At 49.0% G+C, this 23,409-nt stretch carries 6 protein-coding genes; all 6 read left to right on the top strand.

Annotated features, from left to right (window positions below):
• Positions 1-2: 2 nt before the first annotated feature.
• From edeL to edeG, 6 genes are read left to right on the top strand one after another with little or no spacing between them, the layout of a single operon-like run.
• Positions 3-3,293, top strand: coding sequence for an edeine non-ribosomal peptide synthetase EdeL (edeL, locus tag C7R94_RS09995; protein WP_106780566.1), 3,291 nt, complete (start codon positions 3-5; stop codon positions 3,291-3,293).
• Between the two features lie 33 nt (positions 3,294-3,326).
• Positions 3,327-7,310 carry an edeine non-ribosomal peptide synthetase EdeK gene (edeK, locus tag C7R94_RS09990; RefSeq protein WP_106780564.1) on the top strand — a complete coding sequence of 1,328 codons (3,984 nt, stop codon included), beginning with the start codon at positions 3,327-3,329 and terminating at the stop codon, positions 7,308-7,310.
• 30 nt (positions 7,311-7,340) lie between these two features.
• Positions 7,341-10,031: an edeine non-ribosomal peptide synthetase EdeJ gene (gene edeJ / locus C7R94_RS09985; protein ID WP_106780562.1), complete on the top strand. Its 2,691-nt coding sequence runs from the start codon at positions 7,341-7,343 to the stop codon at positions 10,029-10,031.
• 1 nt (position 10,032) lies between these two features.
• On the top strand, positions 10,033-18,690 hold the full coding sequence (edeI, locus tag C7R94_RS09980; protein ID WP_106780559.1) for an edeine biosynthesis hybrid PKS-NRPS EdeI: 8,658 nt from the start codon (positions 10,033-10,035) through the stop codon (positions 18,688-18,690).
• Between the two features lie 16 nt (positions 18,691-18,706).
• Complete coding sequence (gene fabD, locus C7R94_RS09975; RefSeq protein ID WP_106780556.1) at positions 18,707-19,975, top strand: ACP S-malonyltransferase; 1,269 nt, start codon at positions 18,707-18,709, stop codon at positions 19,973-19,975.
• Positions 19,976-20,016: 41 nt separating this feature from the next.
• Positions 20,017-23,382, top strand: a complete 3,366-nt coding sequence (edeG, locus tag C7R94_RS09970) for an edeine polyketide synthase EdeG (protein ID WP_106780554.1) — start codon at positions 20,017-20,019, stop codon at positions 23,380-23,382.
• Positions 23,383-23,409: the final 27 nt, after the last annotated feature.

Here is a 23,409-nt window from a genome sequence, read left to right as displayed (position 1 = left end):
CAATGAATGGACGTATGGAGCTCGATCTGGATCTGAATGAGTTTAACCTGCTCACTGATGATGAAGCGAACTTGTTAAGCCGGGTCAATCAGACAAACAAACCGTATCGCAACAAAGTGACAATCGCTGAACTGTTCGCCCAGCAAGCGGAAAAAACGCCTGATAGAGTCGCTGTGGTAGAGGCGGATCGAGAAAGAACATACGCAGAACTGCACGCGGAAGCAAACCAGCTAGCCCGTATCTTGAAAGATGCGGGTGTAGTTCCTTCGCAACTCGTAGGAATTCTCGCAGACAGGAGCTCCCGTATGGTAGCGGCAGTTCTTGCAATCCTCCAAGCAGGTGGGGGATACGTCCCGGTTGATCCGCATTATCCCCGAGCTAGAATTCGGTATCTTTTGCAGGATAGTCGCTGCAAGGTGCTTGTAACAGAATCCATCTATCTGGATGAGATCATACCGGATCTCCCTGACAGCATCGAAACGATCATTTGTTTGGACGATACTTCCTTCCATCACGAAGGATACAAGGTCTATACAGCGTCCGACATTCGCCGCCAAAAGGATGAAGCGATAGCCCCGGCAGGTTCAGAGGATGATGTTGCGTATGTCATCTACACATCTGGTTCGACCGGTGCACCGAAGGGCGTCATGATTACGCACAAACAGGTATTGAATACGTTGTTTTGGCTAGAGGAGACTTTTCCACTAAGCGAGACAGACGTGGTTGCCCAAAAAACCTCGATTTCTTTTACGGACTCGGTGTGGGAATTGTTTTGGCCGCTGATGGTTGGATCAAAGCTGTCTATTTTGAAAGAGGAAGACGGCAAAGATCCGGGAGCGTTGTATGACTGGCTGCGAGAGCAACGCATTACAGTCACCCAGTTCGTTCCAGCGATGATGAATGTGTTTCTGGCTCATGTGCGTTCTCGTAATGAAGAAGATCCGTTGCCCAATTTGAAGTGGGTATTTAATGGAGGAGAAGCACTGACAGCTAATCTAGTTCGCGAATGGAATCGTCTGTTCCGTGTCGCCCGAATTGCCAATATTTACGGGATGACAGAATCAGCGATATACGCTTCCGTCTATCTTTGCACAGAACAGCCTGCTGAAGAAACACTCAGAATCCCTATTGGTGTGCCCATTGCCAATACGCATATGTTCATCCTTGGCCAGACGGGGGAAATTTGTCCCCCTGATGTTAAGGGCGAGATTTGTATCGGAGGAATTGGCATCACCGACGGATATTTGGGCAAGCCTGAGTTGACCGAGAAAGCTTTTACGTATCATCCCATTACCGGCGAGCGCCTTTACCGCACTGGAGATGTTGGATTACTCAGCGAAACCGGAGTATTTGAATATCTGGGGCGAATGGACGATCAGGTTCAAGTGCGGGGCTATCGTGTGGAACTGAAAGAAGTTGAGCGTGCCGTCCTTCAGCATCCTGCTGTGAATCAGGTAGCTGTATTGGCTATCACTGATCAGATGGGCTTGACCGAACTGGCTTGCTACTATGTCGTGCAAAAGGACGGCGTTCAGCCAGATGGGCTTCGTGCGCATCTGCTGGAGTGGCTCCCTGGATATATGATCCCGAGTTACTTTATGAAGCTGTCCGAGATGCCGCTTACCCCGCATGGAAAAATCGATCGCAAAGCTTTGCCGGCCGTAAAGCCAAGCGTTAATAGTGAATATGTGCCACCGGCAAATCCAATCGAAGAAAAGCTGGCTGAGCTGTGGGCGGATGTTTTACAGATTCCAACGCCTGGTGTACTCGATCACTTTGTTGGACAGGGAGGACACTCGCTGAAGGCCATTCAGCTTTTATCGAGGATTGAAAGTGACTTTCAAGTGAAGCTTTCCATTCGCGACCTGTTTGATGCTCCTACGATTCGCGGTTTGGCGGATCGGATCACGGGCAGCCTTCAAGAGATGGAGCAAAAACCGATCGCTTTGCTCTCTGATCAGGAATATTACCCGGTCACGCGTGCGCAAGAGCGGCTTTACCTGTTGTGGCAGTTGGAAGAAGCTGCTACCAGCTATCATACACCGGGAGTTATGCGAATCACCGGTTCCCTTGATTCAGAGCGTCTTCAAGACGTTGCGGATCAACTCGTCGCACGACATGAGGCGCTGCGCACATCGTTTCATCTGATGGAAGGTCAGGTAAAACAAAAAGTACACAGTGACCTGTCTGTACCGATCGAGACATGGAAAACAGACGAGGAAGCTGTGGAAAAGACAATCGAACGGTTTTTCCGGCCGTTCGATTTAAAGCAAGCTCCTTTGCTTCGTATTGGCTTAATTGAGCTCTCATCAGAAGAGCATCTGTTGATTTTCGACATGCACCATATTATTTCCGATGGCATTTCCAAGTCCATCTTGCTTGAGGAGTTTTGTAACCTTTACCAAGGACAGGTTTTGCCGGAATTGACGGTACAGGCCAAGGAGTTCGCTGCGTGGCAAAGAGAACAAGCTGCCGAGATCGGCTGGGCAGAGCATGAAGCCTACTGGTTGGAAGCATTTTCCCAGCAGCCGCAACCGTTGGCAATCCCGACCGATTATCCTCGCCCAAAAACCATGACATTTGATGGAGACGAGTTGCTGACCGAGCTGTCTGGAGAATGGCTGGAAAAACTCGACTCGTTCACCCGTCAGAGTACTACGACCCTGTACATGCTTCTGTTGGCCGCCTATTCTGTTTTGTTATCCAAATACAGCAATCAGGAGGACATCGTCGTCGGCTGCGACATGGATGGAAGACAACGAGCGGAGTTTGCCCCTGTTGTGGGAATGTTTGTTAACACCTTGGCCTTGCGAAACTGGCCGAAGAAAGAATTGACCGTCCAGGAGTATATCGGGCAGGTACGCCAAAACGTGCTTAGCGGTTTTGAGCATGGAGACTACCCGTTCGATCAACTCGTAAGCCAGATTCAATTCCCTCGTGATCCAGCAAGGAACCCGTTGTTTGACGCCATGCTGACCCTGCATCATGCAGCGGAGCAGCAAAAGGTCACTCTCGATCAAATCGAGTTTGCTCCGTACGAGTTCAGACGCAAAGCTGCCATGCTCGATCTGGCTTTGGAAGTGGTTAAGGCTGAGGATCACATAGGCATGCACTGGCAATATAATACGAACCTGTATCACAGGAGAACAATCGAGAAGATGGCTCAAGACTTTGTCATTCTTCTGGAGCAAATGGTAGCCCACCCGAACCGAACCATCGGACAACTTCAGATCGGTCATGGAATAGTACAAGTAGCACAGGGACAAGTGGACGACGATGACTTTGCTTTTTAAGAAATACATGACGGACAGAAAAGAGGGATTGGCTTGACAACGATAACGGCACAAAACATCTTGCTGGCCAGTGGGCAGTTTGATCGCGAAAAAGACTATTGGATGGAGAACCTCTCTCGAGAGTTTCATTCACTCGACCTTCCAACAGACTCTCGGGCCTCGTTTCAGCGTCAGTCTGAGCTTCGTGAGCTGACCATCAGGTTCCCGGACGAACTCAGCAAGGCGCTGATTCATTTGAGCAATGGCTCGGATCAACGTTTGTTCATGGCTTTGCTGAGTGGATTTGGCATCTTGTTGTCCAAATACACGGGACATCAGGACATATGCGTTGGAACGGCTATCTTTCGTCAAACAGAGCCGGGTGAGTTTTTGAACAAAGTACTGCCTTTGCGCCATCAGGTACTCCCGGAATGGAGCATCAAAGAGCTGCTGCAAGAGGTTCGTCAGACCTTAAAGGCCGCTGTGGAACATCAGAACTACCCAATCTTGCGGTTGATCGAGGAACTGCAAGTACCGCAGCAGGGGAATAGCACACCGTTCTTTGAGGCCACTTGCTTGTTGGACGTCCTTCATGATCAGGACAGTCTGGAACATGTATCGAGCGAGTTGCAGCTCCTCTTTTCTAAAAAGGGGGACTCGCTCGAATTACTTGTGCGTTTCGCGGGGCAAAGATACCAACTCCCCATGATGGAACGGATGATGGAACATTTGGTCCGTATCTACCAGGTTATCGTAACCCAACCAAATCAGAAGATCGGTGAGATAGCGTGCTTATCTACGGAGGAGGTTCGGGAGTTAGTTCTTTCATTCAACGACAACCGGGTTGCTTTTCCGCGCGATCAGAGCTTTGCTCGCCTTTTTGAGGAGCAGGTAAAAAAGACGCCTCATCGCAAAGCGGTGACAGACGGAAAATCAACTTTCACCTATCAGGAATTAAACGAGCGGGCCAACCGACTTGCGCGCCATTTTATCCAGCAAGGATTACGACCTGGCACGAAAATCGGTATTTATATGAAGCGTAACGCGGATACGCTTGTTGCGATTCTTGCAGTGTTCAAGGCGGGAGGAGCATACGTACCGATTGATCCAGACTATCCGCAGCATCGGATCCTGTACATCGTGCAGAAGAGCGAGATCGCAGGGTTAATCACTCAGCCTGACTTGCTAGATGGATTGGAGTCGATTCAGGCATCCTCACCTGAACTGAAGTATCTCTATGTCTTTGGTCAATCCGACCAATCAGTAGAGTTGCTGTCGGGAGAAGACATCGGTCGGGAGAGTGCGGGAACAGACTTGGCTTACATCATTTTCACATCGGGCACGACTGGACAGCCGAAAGGCGTAATGGTGCACCATCGTGGAATGATTAACCACATTTTCGCTAAAATCAACGACCTATCCCTCTGCGAGGATGATCTTGTTGCACAAACGGCTTCTCTTTGCTTCGACATTTCTGTTTGGCAATATCTGGCTGTCTTGCTGGTGGGTGGCTCCGTGCTGGTGGTCGATACAGAGACGGTAATGGATACACAGGTCCTTCATAACGTTCTGCGATCCAACCGCGTCACCGTAGCGGAAGTGGTACCGTCCCTGCTCTCCGTGCTGCTCGATCTGGTTCAAGAATGGCCCGACTCCGATCGCAGCTTCCCTGATCTGCGGTGGATGGCAGTAACAGGAGAGGAGTTGCCAGCTCCTCTGGTTCAACGCTGGTTTGCCTGCTATACAGAAATACCATTGGTGAATATGTACGGGCCAACGGAAGCATCTGATGATATTACCCACCACATTATTCGGGAAATGCCCAGCGATCAGCAGATTGTGGTGCCCATCGGCATACCGATCCAGAACACCCATATTTACATACTCGATCAAAATCAGTGTATCTGCCCGCGAGGCGTAAAAGGAGAAATATGTGTGGCCGGTCCGGGGGTTGGATACGGCTACTACAAAGATGAGGAACGGACGCAAAAAGTGTTTGTAGCAAATCCGTATGCCAGCTGGGTAGAAGATACTGACTACCAAGTCCTCTACCGAACGGGTGATGTAGGCCGTATCACGGAGGACGGATATATTGAGTACTTCGGGAGAATGGACAATCAAGTCAAGATTCGAGGCTATCGAATCGAATTGAGTGAGATTGAACAGGTGATGCGCAGACATCCAGCGGTTAAGGACGCAGTGGTCTTGGCGCTTTCAGAGGAAACGGGTGCAAAGTACTTATGTGCCTATGTCGTTCCCTTAGAGGAATTTTCCGCACGAGATGTGCGTGATTATCTGTTTACTGTGCTTCCGGAATACATGGTGCCGATGCACTATGTAAAACAAAACGTTTTGCCGCTTACCCCTAATGGAAAAGTGGACAGAGGGGCTTTACCGAAGCCTGGCATACAGGATCGGGTCGACACATCTATTTTTGTGTCAGCTACAACCGAGACGGAAAAAGCTCTCACCCACATCTGGGCGCATGTGTTGCAGCTTGATCCAAACACAATCAGCGCTCGGGACAATTTTTTTGCTCTGGGGGGGCACTCGTTAAAAATCAATGCAGTAGCTGCGCAGATTGCACAACAGTTTGGCGTACAGCTTCCACTGCGAACCATGTTTAATCACCCAACGATTCAGGAGCTTGGCAAGGTGATTGATGGAGCAGACAAGACGATTCTGAAAAAACGTTTCCCAGTCGAAGCCAGATCGTACTATCCTGTTACGCCTGCTCAGAGCAAATTTTTTATTCTTCAGCAGGTGAATCCGACTGACACAAGTCTTCACATTACGGCTGCCCGTTTCATCGAGGGAGCTTTGAGCCGTGAGAAGGTAGAGCATGCTTTTCAAGGATTGATTGACCGCCATGAATCTCTTCGTACCTCGTTCGATTATATTGATGGGCAAGTGGTTCAAATTGTACATGATTCGCTGGTCTTCCATTTGGAAGTGAGCGAATCAAGTGCAGAGCAGCTGGAGGCCAGTCTGGCAACGTTTGTACGGCCATTCGACTTGCGTCAAGCGCCCTTGTTGCGTGCAGGACTAATCAGGATTGCACCGGAAAAGCATCTCTTGTTATTCGATATGCACCATATCGTTTCAGACGGTGTATCCATGGATATTCTTGTAGAGGACTTTGTTCGTCTCTATGCAGGCGTGACACTTCCTGCATTGGAAGTTCAGCAAAAAGAGTTTGCTGTATGGCAGGAATCTGCACTTGATTCAGGGGAGCTTCAAGCTGACCATTGGGCAGAGTTGTTTAGCAGTCCGGCTCCTCTTCTATCGATTCCGACTGATTACGAAAGGCCAGAATCTCTTACGTATCCTGGTTCGACGATCGAGTTCGATATATCGGCAGAGGAACGGCAGCGGTTGCAGGACCTGGCAACACAGGAGCAAGCGACACTTTACATGGTGCTGTTGTCGGTTTACAACATGTTGCTTGCAAAATACAGCGGTCAAGAGGATATCGTTGTCGGAACTCCAGTAGCTGGCCGTAAATTTGCAGAGTTTGATGAAGTGATTGGGATGTTTATCAACACGATTCCCTTGCGCAATTATCCAAAAGGCGAGAAAACCTATCGCGAGTTTCTTGCAGAGGTCCGCGAGCATACGCTAGCCTCTTTTGAACAAGCGGATTACCCGATTGATCTGTTCGTTCAGACTCTTGGGCTTGAGCCGAATACAGGTCGTCAGCCCCTTTTTGATACGATTTTCGTCCTTCAAAACATGGACAATCCGGAAGGGGAACTGGAGCTGGAAGACATGCTCGTCAAAAACTATCCACTGCAAAACAACACGGCTAAACTTGACCTTCATCTGTCGGCTTATCCTGTTTTCGACAGACTTGCATGTAAGCTGGATTACCGCAGTGACCTGTTCCGAAGAGAGACGATGGAGCAGTTTGTGAGTGACTTCAAAAGCTTGTTGCAGCAGGTGATGGAAGATCCTGAGCGCCTCCTGCAAGATTTTGAATTGACCCGTGAGGTAGCCCTTATTCAAGCACAGGGCGTCGATTGGGATTTTGAATTTTAGAGCAAGCGGTGAGTAAGAGGGGGAGGGCATATGGAGACTACTATTTCGCAAAACATTCTGCTAACCAGTCGGAAATTTAGCCGGGAGGAGCAGTACTGGCAAGAGAAGTTACAGGGGGAGTGGACGCTCTCCCTCCTTCCAACCGAAGGGACGGAGAAGGAAGGCGATGGGGAGAAGGAGACAAAAGAAATATCTTTTGTCCTTCCAGATGATTTGAACGCTGCCATTGCGGCCCATTGCGATCTTCATCCGATGAAGCTCTTCCTGTTCCTTCTGTCGACGTATCAAATCATGCTGAATCGGTATAAGCAGACAGACGACATGATCATTCTCACGCCCGTCTTTCAGAATCCGCTTCCCCCTAATGCTTGGAATCGGGTGCTGCCGTTGCGTGTACGGATGCATCAAGAAGCTACTTTTGCAGAAGTGGCGAAAGAGGGTAAGCAGCTGGTCAAAGAGGCAATGGAGCATCAGAACTATCCGTTTTCGCAAATGATGCAATGGCTTGATCTATCCGACACGGACCTGAAGACACTGCTGGATACAGCCTTCGTACTGGAAAACATGCAAGATATTGCTGCTTTAGAAGGTTTGTCTCTGCAAGTGGTATTTGCATTCAAGCAAACAGAAGATGGAATTACCGGACGCGTACAGTATGCGGGCGAGCAGTTCCAACAGGCTGTCATCGAACGGATGATCAGCCATTATCAACAAATTCTTCGCGAAGTGGTCGTCGATCCCAAACGGTTGGTGCACACAATCGATATGTTGACAGAAGAAGAGCGGACAGATCTGTTGTACACCCGCAATCAAACGGACGTTCCTCATTCTGCTCCCAAACCGATCCATCAACTGATCGAGGAACAGGCAGAGCGGACGCCTCATCTAACAGCAGCAGTGTTTGGCAACAAAACCATTACCTACGCTCAACTTAATGGCAAAGCCAATTGCCTTGCACGCATGCTGAAGGAGAGTGGCATTGGAAGAGGAAGCTATGTTCCGGTCTTGATGAATCGTAGCTTGAATTTGGTCATTTCCTTGCTAGCTGTGATGAAAACAGGTGCGGCATTTGTCCCGCTAGACGTGCAAAGTCCGAGTGAACGGAAAAAGCAGCTTTTGGATGAATTGGATTGTCCGGTGACGCTGATTGGGCCAGAAATACGCCAGGAACCGTCATTCGTGCAATGGACACGTGCTGTAATCGTCGATGCGGACGATATCCGGGAAGAAGGGGACTTAAATGTCCAGGTAAATGTGGACGATCCGATCTATGTGATCTATACATCTGGTTCCACTGGCAAACCAAAAGGAGCAGTCGTACCTCATATCGGTATTTTCAATCGGTTTCGTTGGATGGATGAACATTACGGTTGCACGGAACAGGACGCCATTTTCCAGACGACTCCCCATCACTACGACAGTTCGGTTTGGCAACTATTCTGGCCGCTCTTGCATGGTGGCCGTACGGTACTGCCGATACCTGAATTCGAGATGACGCTCGATCAAGTGTTGCAAGCCATTTCTACCTATCAGATTACAATTACGGACTTTGTTCCGTCGGTATTTAACCTGCTGGTGGATCAAATGGAAACACGGATGGACATACATGATTCACTTTCTTCGATTCGCCACATGATCTTGGGCGGAGAGGAAATCACGGCTCACACTGTTCATTTGTTTCTTCAGCGGTTTTCCCACGTTCGTATCACGAATCTGTACGGTCCGACGGAGACGTCTATTGGGGTCATCTACTTTGAGATCGACCATACCCATGAGGGACCGATACCGATTGGAAAGCCGATAGCCAATACGAAAATTTTGCTGCTGGATTCAAATCGCAAACTTGTTCCTGCGGGACATCAAGGGGAGATTTATATAACTGGCTTGTGCTTAGGGCACGGTTACTTGCACAATCCTGAGAAAACGGCAGCCAGCTTTGTTGACAACCCTTATCCTGAAATTGGTTATCAAAAGCTTTATCGGACAGGCGACCTTGGGCGCTATCTGCCGAATGGCAATATCAAGTTCTGCGGTCGCATCGATCATCAGGTAAAAGTACGCGGGCATCGAATTGAGCTGGGCGAGATTGATGAGGTTCTGTTGTCCCATCCGCTAGTTAAAGAGTGTGCGGTGTTATTTCAAGAAGAGAAGGCTCGATTGTGCGCGTACTACGTATCAAATGCTCAGGAATTGACCGCAAGTGACTTGCGTGGTTATCTCAGCGAACGGCTTCCCGATCACATGATCCCATCCTTTTTTGTCAGCATTGAAAAAATGCCTTTGACAGCAGGGGGCAAGATCAATCGCAAACTACTGCCAGAAGTGGATGAGCAACAGGCGTCCGATGCTGAATATGTAGCCCCACGAAACGAGATGGAAGAACAGCTGGTTACCATCTGGAAAGAAATTTTGGGAATTGAAAAAGTGGGGGTACACGACAGCTTTTTCCAACTGGGAGGGAATTCCCTGCTGTTGCTTAAAATGCATGCGCAAATTGTCAAACAAGTGGATAGCGAGATAAGTGTTGCGCATTTGTTTTCCTACTATACGATTGCCATGTTTGTGGATTTTCTCGAACAAAGAAAACAGGACCAGTTTGCATCTATGGAAGATCAAAGCGATGATGATGAATCCCTTCTGGAATTGCTGAGGGAGGTCAAGGAGGGAGTTCTCTCCGTAGACAAGGGTGCCGAACTGATCGATAAAAGGAAGGGGAACTAGGATGAGTTTGCTAAAAAAATACATCTTGGAGCAAGTGGCTGCTCATCGACTGCAAGAGAAGGAAGCACTTCCTTTACTGAAGGAACTGTCCTCTGCCAACGTAAATACGCGCCAGGATATCGCGATCATCGGTATGGCTTGTCGTTTTCCCGGAGCCAGCAGCCTCGAAGAATACTGGAACAATTTGAAACAGGGACACGATTCAATCGGTGATATCCCTGCTGCAAGGCGTCCAGACGTCGAGAGGGTAGCGAGAGAATTTTTTAACGGCAAAGATTTTAAGTATGAGCGAATGGGATATCTCGATCACGTGGATTTATTTGATCATGCGTTTTTCGAGATCTCACCTGCAGAGGCTCGAACCATGGATCCTTATCAGCGGATGTTTCTCGAGTTGGCATGGGAAACATTTGAACATGCCGGGTATAGCGAGAAGATGATCAGCGGTTCACCTACGGGCGTATTTCTGGGATATTGTGACAATGAATCCCAATACCAGCGTGTGTTGAAAAACGTTGATTCGTCTTCGCTGGCTGGCAACGTTGCAGCAATTATCGCTTCACGAATTTCCTATTTGCTGAATCTGTCAGGTCCGAGCCAATTGATTAATACATCTTGCTCTTCCTCCTTGGTCGCTCTGCATCAAGCGTGTCAGGCCATTGGAAATAACGATTGTAGAATGGCTCTCGTAGGCGGAGTTAATCTTTCCCTGTTTCCGATTCAACAAGATACAGACTTTGGCATCGTTTCCGTAGACCGCAAAACCAAAGCATTTGATGACTTTGCTGATGGAACAGTATGGGGAGAAGGTCTTGGCGCTGTTCTTTTGAAATCCTACGAACAAGCAGTCAAGGACAATGATTATATTCATGCGGTGATCAAAAGCACCGCGGTCAATTGTGATGGTCGTTCTACCAGTATTACAGCGCCCAATGCGATTTCTCAGTCTGCTTTGTTGCGAACAACGTGGGAGCGGGCGCGAATCAATCCAGAAAGTATTTCCTATATTGAGGCACATGGGACAGGGACAAGATTAGGCGACCCTGTTGAGATTGAGGGCATCATGCATGCGTTTCAGAAAGTTTCAAAACGTAAGCAATTTTGCGCAATAGGCTCGGTCAAAAGCAATATCGGGCACACGATAGCGGCATCAGGTGTGGCCGGGATCATTAAAACGGTTCTGATGATGAAGCATCGCCAGATTCCGCCGACGCTGCATGTGAAACGGCCGAATACCTTGATTCCTTTTATTGATTCGCCTGTTTATATCAATGATGTGCTAAAGGCTTGGGAGGTGGAGGCAGACCAACCAGTGAGGAGAGCCGGCGTAAGCGCATTCGGTCTGAGCGGGACAAACGCCCACGTCATATTGGAAGAGCCTCCTGGGCCCGAAGCGACAACCGTTTCAGAATCTGGCGATTACCTCATTACGTTATCTGCCAAAACAAGTGAGTCACTATGGGATTTACTCGAGAAATACCAAGGATTTTTATCAACGCCTTCTGAACATTCCCTTCTTGATATATGTGCTACTGCCAATATTGGGCGCGGACACTATCGGTATCGGCTTGCGTTCATTATCAACAGCAAAGAGGACTTTTTGCAGAAGATCCATCGCCTTTGCGCGGGAGAACGAACGCAGGATGGCGCCCCGCTCGTTGGTGACGACCGGGTGTTCTACGGGGAGTTGAAATCCCGAGGCGAAAGCTCTTTGCCGATCAGCATGCAAATGGACAGCTCTGATCCAGTAGAATTGGCCAAACAGTACGTGACAGGGGCGGCTATCAATTGGCTTGAATACTATCGTCCTGTCAAATGGAAAAAGGTACCTTTGCCAACCTATTCCTTTGCCAAAACCCGTCACTGGGTGCAATCAGATCAACCTGCAAACGACACGGTTGAACGGTCCATTGCTGTTGCATCTGAGACCGCTCATGCGGACGAAACAGCTGATGTGCATAAAATTGCTTCCACCTTCTTTACTTTTGGGGAAACCTTACTAAATCAGATGAATGTCAAAAAGCAAACAGGTCTGGAAGAGGATGAGACTTTTTATTCCGGCTTGCTATCGCTTGAATGCTTTACTCAATTAGGCGTGTTCCACAAGCAGGATCAAACGTATACGCTGGAAGAATTGCGTGAAGCTGCGGGGCTTGATGGAAAGAATGAACATATCTTCCAATCCATTCTTGGACTTGTTGTTAAGACCTCTCTGGTTAAACACGTTGAAGGAACATACCGTCTATCTGCACATGCAGAGGGTCTTGATACGGAAGCGTTTTATCGGGATTGTCTGGATCGCTATCCGAATGAGCGTGATACGTTCACCCAGTTGAAAGCGTGTTTTGCCCATTACTCAACCATCATGACAGGGCAGAACGTACTCGTGTCGAATGACGGTTCTCCTGACTTATATAAGTCATATGTGGATCGCATTACTCTTGGAAATCCTTCTGGTCTGATGGCTGTGGAAACAATTGCCCAATATATCCATTCGTTTAGCCGTCCCGTTCGCATTCTGGAGCTCGGAGGCGGTTCCAGCAGTCTTACGCGCTTATTGCTGCCGAGGATTGAGAAAAAAGATGTCACCTATCTGTTTACGGATGGTGCGCAATCGTCTCTCGCAGAGGCAGAAAAAGAGTTCAAAGAAGTGTACCCGTTTGTGCAGTTCCGCTCGTTCAACATGGAGCTGGCCCCAGCCGAACAAGGCTTCGATCTGCACGCATACGATGTGATCATCGCTAATAACGCTATACACAGGGCTAGGGATGTTCGGGCATCCTTATCGATTTTGCATCAGTTGCTTGCAGAGCAAGGCGTGCTATTTGCGATCGAGCTCGTGAAAAATCGTTCAACGGCAAATGTGATCGGGGGGCTTGCCACAGACTGGTGGCAGCACGAAGACACTGATCTGAGACCGCAAGCCAGACTGATGGATGCCTTACGTTGGGAAAAGGCGCTTCGAGATACGAACTATCAATCCGTTGCCATTTATCCGTCGTCAACGTCGCTGGGTGATCTGTCTGATTCAGCGTTATTGATCGGACATTCAGCGTATACGCCACAAGAATATCGGGAGTGGCTTTACCAGATCCATTGGCAAACAAAAGAGCTGACAACCAATTCTCAGACCCAGCGTCCAGGGATCTGGCTGGTGTTTCAAGATGAAGGCGGTGTAGGAGAAACACTGGCTGACGCGATGGCATCGGAAGGACATGAAGTGTTCAGACTTCGCAGCGGTGAGGCTTTTGCCTCCGTTTCTTCTCACGAGTTTATCCTAGATCCCAGCCAGCCAGAAGATCTGCGGCGTGTGTTCGAGAGACTTGGAGACAAAAAGGAAAAGCTGACTGGAATTATCCATTTATGGAGCTTGACCTCGGGTGCCCAGCAGCCGAATGATCTCGGACAGCTTGAAGCTATTGAGGCAGCGCAACACCCGGGAGTTTACAGTCTGTTTCATTTGACACAAGTGTTGCTTGAGCTGGATCTAAATCAGGTGCTAGATTTACGGATCGTCTCGAACTACGCACAAGGAGTAGATGATAACGGACCTGTTTATCCTGAAAAAGCACCCTTGTTCGGTCTAGCAAAGGTTATCTCGCAGGAAAATCCAAAACTGCAATGCTTTAGCCTGGATCTAGCAACAGAGGGGCTGTCAGTCTCGCACTTGGCTGGTCAGCTTCTAGCGGAAATTCGCTGCAATCGGGATGACACATTGGTTGCCTATAGAGGAAATCGCATCGTACCAGAGATGAATCGCTGCGATATCGATAAAATTCCGAAGCGGCCCGTAGAGATACGCGAAAATGGCGTTTACTTGATCGCCGGAGGTACAGGAAAACTGGGACTGGCATTTAGTAAGCATCTGGCTGCTCAAAAAAATGTGACGCTCGTGTTGATTAATCGTTCGCCACTTCCTCCTAACCGCGAGTGGCAACAGCGGTTACAGCATCCAGACTGTAGTGCTGCTGAGGCGCGAAAGCTGAAAGCGTTGCTTGAGCTAGAGGAAATGGGAGCGCAGGTAGTCTGCTATGCAGCCGACGTGTCCAACCGTCAGCAAATGGAGGATATTTCCGAGCAGGTACGAGCCCTTTACGGACCGATTAACGGCATTATCCAATCCGCGGCGCATATCACCTTCGAGACGATTCAGACGAAGAAGTTTTCCGATTTTCAAAATGGTTTGAAAGCGAAGATGGCGGGCACAGTCATACTCGATCAGATAGCTGAACCGGAGCATTTGGATTTCTTTGTGATCTTCTCATCACTTGCTTCGATTTGGGGTGGAGCGACTGGAAGCGACTATGTCTCATCAAACTGCTTCCTGGATGCGTATAGTGCAGCTCGCAGTCGCACGGGAAAACCAACGATAGCTTTGAACTGGTATGCGTTTGAAGGGATAACAGGTCCTGGTTTTATCGGATACATGCCGATGGATGGAGCCATTCAAGCATTTGATGCATCGTTGTCTTGCCAAACTGAGCACCTGATCATTGGGCAATTTGATTTGAAAGTGCTGAAGGAATGGGCACCATCTCTGAAAGTAAAGCTAGGAGATTCGATATTTGCAAGCGGAAAGTCTCATGAAGAACGTGAAGCACCACCCGCAGTGACCATGCAAAACTGTGTTGTTTTGTCTGGCAGGGAGGAAGGCGATCACTATACTTCGCTGGAGCTAGCTTTAGGTCAGATTTGGTCTGATGTGTTGGGTTACACCGAACTGAGCATCGACGACGACTTTTTCAGACTGGGTGGCGATTCTCTTTTGGCAATCGGTATCGTTTCCCGTGTCACCAAGCAGTTGCAAAAGGAGATGACGATCACCGATCTCTTTCAGACACCGACGATTCGTCAATTGGCGGTGTTGATGACTCCGAACGAAGAAACAGCTGTTTTAGCGATTCCTGTAGCAGAGCATCGGGATGCTTACCCCGCCACCTCGTCTCAGCAAAGAATTTATGTGCTGGAACAAATGCAGGAAGGGGCAGTTGCCTACAACATCCCTACAGTCATGATGCTTGAAGGAGAGCTGGACAGAGAGGCTTTCGAACGTGCATTTGTCTCGTTGGTTCAGCGTCATGAGTCGTTGCGAACCTCATTTTCCATCGTGGATGGAGCTTTGATGCAGACCGTTCACCCGAGCGTAGATTTTATGTTGGCGTATAGTGAAGTCGACGAGAACGAGGCCAGAAGAACAGTCGAACAATTCATCCAACCATTTGACTTGTCAAAAGCGCCGCTTGTTCGCGGTATGCTCATTCGCATTGATGTGAACAAACATTTGTTGCTGTTCGACATGCATCACATTGTTTCCGATGGTGTATCCATTAACATTTTGATCCGCGAGTTTTTCCAATTGTATCAGGGACTCGAGTTGCCCGAGCTCCGGATTCAATATAAAGACTACAGCGTATGGCAAACAGAACAACTTGGCAATGGGGTATTGGCAGCGCAGGAGAAATTCTGGCAGGGAGAACTGGGTGGAGAGCTTCCTGTGCTTAATCTGCCTACTGACTACCCTCGACCGTCTGTTCAGAGCTTCGAGGGAGATGTCCTGACCTTTGAGATTCCTCAAGAGATGACAGAGAAAATACTGGCATTGGCAAAAAACAATGGGGCGACCCTGTACATGACGTTGCTCGGAGCGCTCACCATTATGTTGTCGAAATACGCTGGCGAAGAAGACATTATCATTGGATCGCCAGTGGCTGGCCGTCACCATGCAGACCTGGAAAACATCGTAGGTGTCTTTCTGAACACACTGGCGATGAGAAACTTCCCGCGAAGCGATCGAACCGTGTCAGATTTCCTTCAGGAAGTAAAGGGACGGGCATTGGCTGCACTCTCTCATGCCGACTATCCGTTCGAAATGCTGGTGGATCGTCTGACGCTGCCGAAAGATACGGCGCGAAACCCGCTGTTTGATGTGATGTTCATTTTGCAAAATACCGGCGACGCGAAGGGAAGCATGAGTGCGGATGGGTTGACGCTTTCTCCGTATCCTTTTGAACAACGCTCTGCCCAGTTTGATCTGACCTTTGACATCATTGAACGAGAACAGCGCCTGATTGTCGATATCGAATACAGCAGCAAGCTGTTCAGCAAAGAGACGATCGCGTCGATGTCCACGCACTTCCAGAAGATTCTGGAGCAGATGGTGGAAGATCCTGAACAGTTAATCGGCAAGGTGTCCATGCTAGCAGCAGATGAACGCTCGCTGCTGGTTGAGCAGTGGAATGACACGAGTGTGAAATACTCTCGTGAAAAAACAATCGTCCAGCTCTTTGAGGAAGTAGCGGAAGCTCACCCGAACGCGGTAGCTGTATCGTGCGGAGATGAGAAAGTCACTTATGCAAATTTAAATAAGCGAGCAAACCAAGTAGCCCGTTTGATCAAGCAACACGGTGTCACTGCTGATACTTGCGTCGGTCTTTTAATGAATCGCTCTGTGGAAATGATGGTTGGACTTCTGGCGATCTTGAAAGCGGGGGCTGCGTTTGTTCCGATTGATCCGCACTATCCAGAAGAACGTATCTCCTATGTTTTGGAAAACAGCATGACTCGCCTCGTCTTAACCCACGATTCTCTGGCAGAGAAGCGGTGGGGAAGTGTTGTCCGATTGGACGTAAACGATTCTCGGGTGGAGACGGAAGATGACTCGAATTTTCCGCCACAGGCTGCACCTGGCGATCTCGCCTATGTGATTTACACATCGGGTTCTACAGGCAAGCCTAAAGGCGTGATGGTTGAGCACGGCAATTTGATGAACTTCTGCTCAGGGATCGGGGAACACATCGATTTTGCCAGTGAAGATAAAATGCTTGCTGTGACGACGATTTCGTTTGATATTTTTCTGCTTGAAACAATTGTACCGTTGACGAAAGGGATGACCGTGGTCATTGCAACCGAACAGCAGCAAGCAGACCCGCAGGTGCTCAAGGAGTTGATTTTGCAGGAAGAAATCACGTTTCTTCAACTGACTCCATCCCGCCTACAGCTCATGCTGGAAGAGAAGAGCAACTTGCATGCGCTTGACTGCCTGAAAGCGATCCTGATTGGAGGAGAAGCCCTTTCAGCGTCTTTGTTCGAACGGCTTCGTACACAGACCAAGGCAAGACTTTACAATCTGTACGGTCCGACTGAAACAACGATTTGGTCTACGGTGCAGGACTTGACTGACGCAGAGGAAGTATCGATTGGTGCGCCGTTGCCCAATACACAAGTCTACATCCTTGATGAGCATCTGCAAGTACAGCCGATGAAGATCACTGGCGATCTTTACATTGCAGGAGATGGGGTCACGAGAGGCTACTTCGGTCAGCCAACACTGACGGCTGAGCGCTATATTCCTAATCCGTTTCAACCTGGTCAACGTATGTACAAAACAGGTGATCTCGCGAGATGGCTGCCGGACGGGCGTATGGAATACGTGGGACGATCTGACTTTCAGTGTAAAGTACGCGGTTATCGAATTGAATTGGGTGAGATTGAGAGTGCCCTTTGTCAGCATCCGGATATTACGGAAGCGGTGGTCAGTGTGCGAGATACCGCCAGCAATCCTTACCTGGCTGCCTACTATATGGGACCGCAAACGTTGGACAGTGATGAATTGCGAGCGATGCTGAGCAAAAGTTTACCCGATTACATGATTCCACATTTCTATACGCATATGAGTATGTGGCCGCTGACACCGAACGGAAAACTGGATCGCAAATCATTGCCAGAGCCTGATGCTCTCCAAGACAAGCACACCGAATATCAAGCCCCGGCTACCAGATTAGAAGAACAGGTGGCAGGCATCTGGCGGGAAGTGCTTAAACGTGAAACGGTCGGTATGCAGGATAACTTCTTCCAAGTAGGCGGTAATTCGCTTTTACTGGTGCAAGTTCATGCCAAGCTTGAAGAGCTTTACCCTGGACGGGTTCGGATTGCCGATTTGTTCGCCCATCCTACGCTGTTTGGCCTAACCAACTTCTTGAAGAATACCGCTTTAGTTTTGGCAGATGAACAAGAGGAAACCGATACGACCACTTATTGGTTGAAGGAGTTGGATGGTGTCTCGCTGATAGAGTTGCCGCCTCAGTATTGGGCTAGTGAAGAAGCGAATACAGGTATAAACTGGGTGCAATTCTCGCTTACTGATGATCTGTTTGAAAATGTCCAGCAGGTAAGTCAAATGGAGGCTGTTGAGGTGAGAGACGTTCTTCTTTCGATGTATCTATACCTCATGGCGGAATTGACAGGGCAGCAGGATCTTTATGTGGAAGTGGCTGTCGCCAAGGAACTGCAGATGAATGCCTATCCATTCCGGGTGAACATGTCAGCGGTCCACACCTTCTTTGATCTCTTCAAGCAGGTGCAGCAGAAACGACAGTTCCTCGAAATCATGACGGGGGAAGCCTCGTTGTGGCTGAAAAAATTGCGGATGGATCGCAACCACGGAACCATCATTCCATTCTTCGGCAGTGTCAATGAGTTTACCGATGCATCATTCACACACCACGAACATGAGCTTACCTTCTGGATCAAGGAAGGAAAAGACGTGATTGATATCGTGTGTGTATTCGACCCTGATTGCCTCCGCGTAGAAAAAGTCAGGGAGATGACGCAGGATTACCAGCAATTGCTCAGGATGCTAGTGAATGAATACATGACGTAAAGAAGGGTGATCAAAAATGGACAAAATCGCACTCTTATTCCCGGGACAAGGTTCGCAATATGTTGGAATGGGCCAAGCATTATGTGAGGCCCATCCCATTGCGGCTCGCACCTTTGAAGAAGCAAGTGATGCGCTTGGATTTAACCTGCAAACACTTTGTTTTGCAGGGGATGTACAAGAACTGACCAAAACAGAGCACGCACAGCCAGCAATCCTGACGGCAAGTGTCGCAGCCTTCCGTGTTTATTCAAAGGAAATGGATATCGAACCACAATGGGTGGCTGGTCATAGTCTGGGCGAGTTTACGGCCCTGACTTGTGCCGGTGCCATCCAGTTTGCAGATGCCGTCCGCCTAGTCTATCGGCGAGGTCAGTTCATGCAGGCGGCCACGCCGCAGGGTGTCGGAGCCATGTCTGCAATCTTCGGGTTGAATGCTCAACTTGTAGAGGAGATTTGTCGGGAACATTCTCGTGACGGTGCGATCGTCGTGGTCGCCAACCATAACTCCGCTGATCAGATCGTCATTTCCGGACATGCACATGCGGTGCGGCAAGTTGAAGAAGCGTGCAAGCAGCATGGCTCGACTTCCGTCGTCAGCCTCAAGGTGAGCGCGCCTTTCCACTCGCCACTCATGGTGCAAGCAGCCGAACAATTAAATGAGGAGCTGAAGCGATACAAGTACTGCGATCCCAAATGGCCTGTGATTTCCAACGTGACAGCACAACCATATGTCCATGCTGATCAAATTGTTGATTTGCTCACAGCCCAGACAACCAGTCCTGTTCGCTGGCAATCCACGATGGATTACTTGGTAAAACAGGGAGCGAATACCGTAATTGAGCTCGGTCCCAAAAATGTGCTGACAAATTTGGCCAAAGGATATCCCCTTCGCGCCTTTGCCTTTGACAAGCAGGGGGAGATCAATCGTTATCAGCAGGAGTTTCAGGATGCCAAAGCCCGTAATCAAGCAGCCATTGCCCAACTGGTCGATTCTTGCATTGCGATTGCCGTTTGCACGAAAAACCGCGGTCTCGATGAAGAAGCGTACCAGCAAGGGGTGATTGCTCCCTATCAAGCACTACAACAACTGAGGCAACAGCTGGAACAAGGAGAAAAAGAGGGGGGCTATGGGGATGTGCGCGAAGCTGTTTCTCTGCTTCGTTTGATCTTGCAAACAAAAAAAGCTCCAGACGCGGAACAAGCCATGCGCTTTGAACAGCTGACCAGCAAACCGGATCTGCAAGAGCGATTTCCTGAGATCAGCAACGAATGGCAAGCAAGCTAAGCCGAATCAGGTGAGCAGAGGACCCAAGGAGGAAGAATGCAGTGAGCAAGCCATTAGGACTTAACCGAGTCAAACTGAGTAAACAGCAGACGGATGCTCATTCAACAGCTAGCAAACCCAATCAACACGATATTGCGGTGATTGGTGCTGCCTGCCGATTCGGAAGCGCAGAAAACCCGGCAGACTTTTGGCGTCTGTTGCAAGCTGGTCAAGATTGCGTGCGAGAGCTTCCTAAAGAGCGCCAGAACGATTTGATTCCATTGTTACTCGCCAAAGGGTTGACAATGGAACAAATTCAATTTCGAGAAGCTGCCTACCTGAATGAAATTGATAAATTCGATCCGCAATTCTTCGGTCTTTCTCCTAAGGAAGCCAGCCAGATGGACCCAAATCAGCGCTTATTTTTGCTGACATGCTGGGAGGCGATTGAAGACGCCGGGTATGGTGGAACAATGCTGGCGGGCAGCCGTACGGGTGTTTATCTGGGGTTTAGCAGTGATTTTGGTGAAGAGTATAGACGAATGATTCGGGAGATAGAACCAGATGCGCTGTCCACCTCAATCATTGGCAATATGAAATCGGTGATCGCTTCTCGCATTTCCTACCTATTGGATCTCAAAGGTCCAAGCATGCTTGTGGATACTTCATGCTCCTCGTCGCTGATGGCTGTTCATCTGGCATGCCAAGCGATTCGTCGAGGAGAATGTGAGATGGCGCTGGCCGGCGGTGTCAAGCTCATCTTGCTGTCCTTACAAGATGGAAGCAATGATTTGGGAATTTTATCACAATCTGGGCGCACTCGTCCTTTTGACAATGATTCAGACGGTACGGGTGTCGGTGAAGGCGTTGGCGCCGTTTTGCTGAAACCGTTGACAAAGGCTCTTGCAGACGGGGATTCGATTTATGCCGTAATCAAGGGGAGCGCCGCCAATCAAGACGGCCATTCTTTCGGTCTGACAGCGCCAAATTCATTGGCACAAGCCGAAGTGATTCAGCAGGCATGGAAAGACGCGCAGATTGATCCCGGAACCCTTTCCTATATCGAGGTGCACAGCATAGGTACCAATCTGGGCGATCCGATGGAGATGGACGGGCTGGAGAGAGCGTTTCGCCCGTACACAAACCGGCGCCAATTTTGCGGGATCGGCTCCGTAAAGACGAACATCGGTCACACCGATCACGTAGCGGGGATGGCTGGTCTTTTCAAGGTGATCCTGTCTCTTAAACAAAAGCAGATACCACCGCATTTGCACTTTCAGAGCGCGAATCGGATGATTCCTTTTGAACAATCTCCCATTTACATCCATGACACATTGACAGAGTGGGAAGCAGAGCAAAGCGTGCGACGGGCTGGAATCAGTTCGTTTGGGATGAGTGGAACGAATGTGCACCTCGTAGTAGAGGAAGCTCCACTCATACAGCCTCCCAAGCAAGACGAAGGGATTCAGGCTATCGCTCTATCCGCTAAAAGCAAGGCGAGCTTGCTCAACCTGTTGCTCCGCTTTCAAAAGTGGACCAGCAAGCCTGTGGAGGAACTCCCGACTTTGGAAAGTCTCAGTTTTACGGCAAATACGGGCCGCAGTCACTACGGCTACCGATTGCTGCTGATTTGCAGAGACATGGACGATTTTGCCGCAAAAATCTCCAAGTTGTGCACGAACGACTGGACAACACTTTCTGAACCCGATATGTTCTTTGGCTGGCACAAGGTTATCTCGCAGGAAAAAGCTGATAGAGAGCCTGGGATACTGACTGAGGCAGAACAACGAGAGATGAATAAGGCTGCCAATGCGCTTTTGCAAAAGCTTTTGTTGGCGCAATGCAAAGAGTTGTCTGATCTGAAAGAGCTGGGCGAATTGTATGTGAGCGGGGCAGATGTACGCTGGAGTACCATGTATACGTTTAAAAAGCCGCGCCGCGTGCACCTCCCTGTTTATCCGTTTGAGCGGAAACGTTGTTGGCTGAACATCTCTTCTCTTCCTTCCCTTGGCAAGGATGCTGGGAGAGAAAAAGACAAGGTTGCACCGCAAAAATCTGGAGAAGCGAAGCTGCCAAACGTGGTGGTACGTGGGAGAAAACATGATACCTACACGGTTTTAGAGCAAGAGCTTGCTCAGATTTGGGGATATGTTCTGGGGCTTGAAGAAGTAGATGTCCATGACAATTTTTACGAGTTGGGCGGGGACTCGATCATCGCGATTAAAATGATCAGCGAAATTTCAAAGCGGATGAATCGAGAAGTAGAAGTACAAGACCTGCTTACCCATTTGACGATTTCCGATTTTGCTGCCTATCTTGATGCGGTTGGGCATGAAGTAGAACAGGTTGCGAAAGCGGAGGCAGCTGCTACGGCAGTCGAAACTGTTCAACAACGAAGCGCAAAATCATGGCAGGGTAAGCAAATCAAACGCAGCTCGTATGCCGATGTCAGTCATTTATCCTGGCGTCAATGGAATTGTTATGATCGCGGTCTCGCTTTATTAATGGAGGAGCAGGATGCCCATCTGATTCCGTATTTTAAGCTTTTTCTCGGGTTGAAACGCGGCTATCAGCTTGACGCTGAGGGGTACCCCTATTCGTATCGGGAGCATGCTGAGGTTATGGGATATTTGTCGGATGAGGAGATGCTCTACAAATTTGGCTATCGGGTCAAGCTCGTGCCTGTCGCTCATCTGGATGAATTGCATGAGTCGATCATTCGCCAATTGGATCAAGGCAAGCCAGTAATGGTTGCGTTTGACGAGTACTACACCTTTTACACACCACAATACCAGAAGGAACATACCGATCATCTCACCGTCATCACTGGATACGACCATGACAAGCAGGTTTATACGATCATTAATCACAATCATTTGACGCGCGGGCAAGCTCAACGAATCCAGTACGATAAATTTGTCACAACGTATCAAACGCTTGAGGAGATTTATGCAAATCTAGAGCCTCATTCCCGGCTGATCATGGTGCTCGATCGCGTTTCAGATGACGAAGCAAGCTTGCGTGCGAGCGCGGAGCAGGAGTTGCTGCGTTTACTAAAAGCGGTCGAGAGTAAACAGCAAGTTGGCCGTGAGCTTACGCTGCTACTGTCACTCACGGAGCAGCCAGACACCTATTTTGATGAAGCCAATTTAAACGAGCTCTACGTTCAATTAGGCGGGAAAGAACTGTGGATCGAAACATTACTGGACTGGTACATTCCACAGGCGGATCAGTCTGTACGCGAATTGGCGGAAGACATTTTGCAGACATCCAATAACGTGGTGAATCGCTATGCCCTCAGCTTATACAAAGAAAAAATGTTGAAACGATCCGATTTGGAAGCCGCTGGCGATAAGTTGAGGTCTCTCACTAGTCAATTTCTGCAACAAGTATTCGCCTTGCGAGAACGTGATTCGGATATCCGATAGTCGCATGTGTTTACCATTACGATAGAC

The sequence above is a fragment of the Brevibacillus sp. NRRL NRS-603 genome (genome assembly GCF_003013445.1).
Taxonomy (GTDB): Bacteria; Bacillota; Bacilli; order Brevibacillales; family Brevibacillaceae; genus Brevibacillus; species Brevibacillus formosus.
The sequence above is the reverse complement of the archived record's forward strand: the minus strand, read 5'-3'. Positions and strand labels throughout refer to the sequence as shown.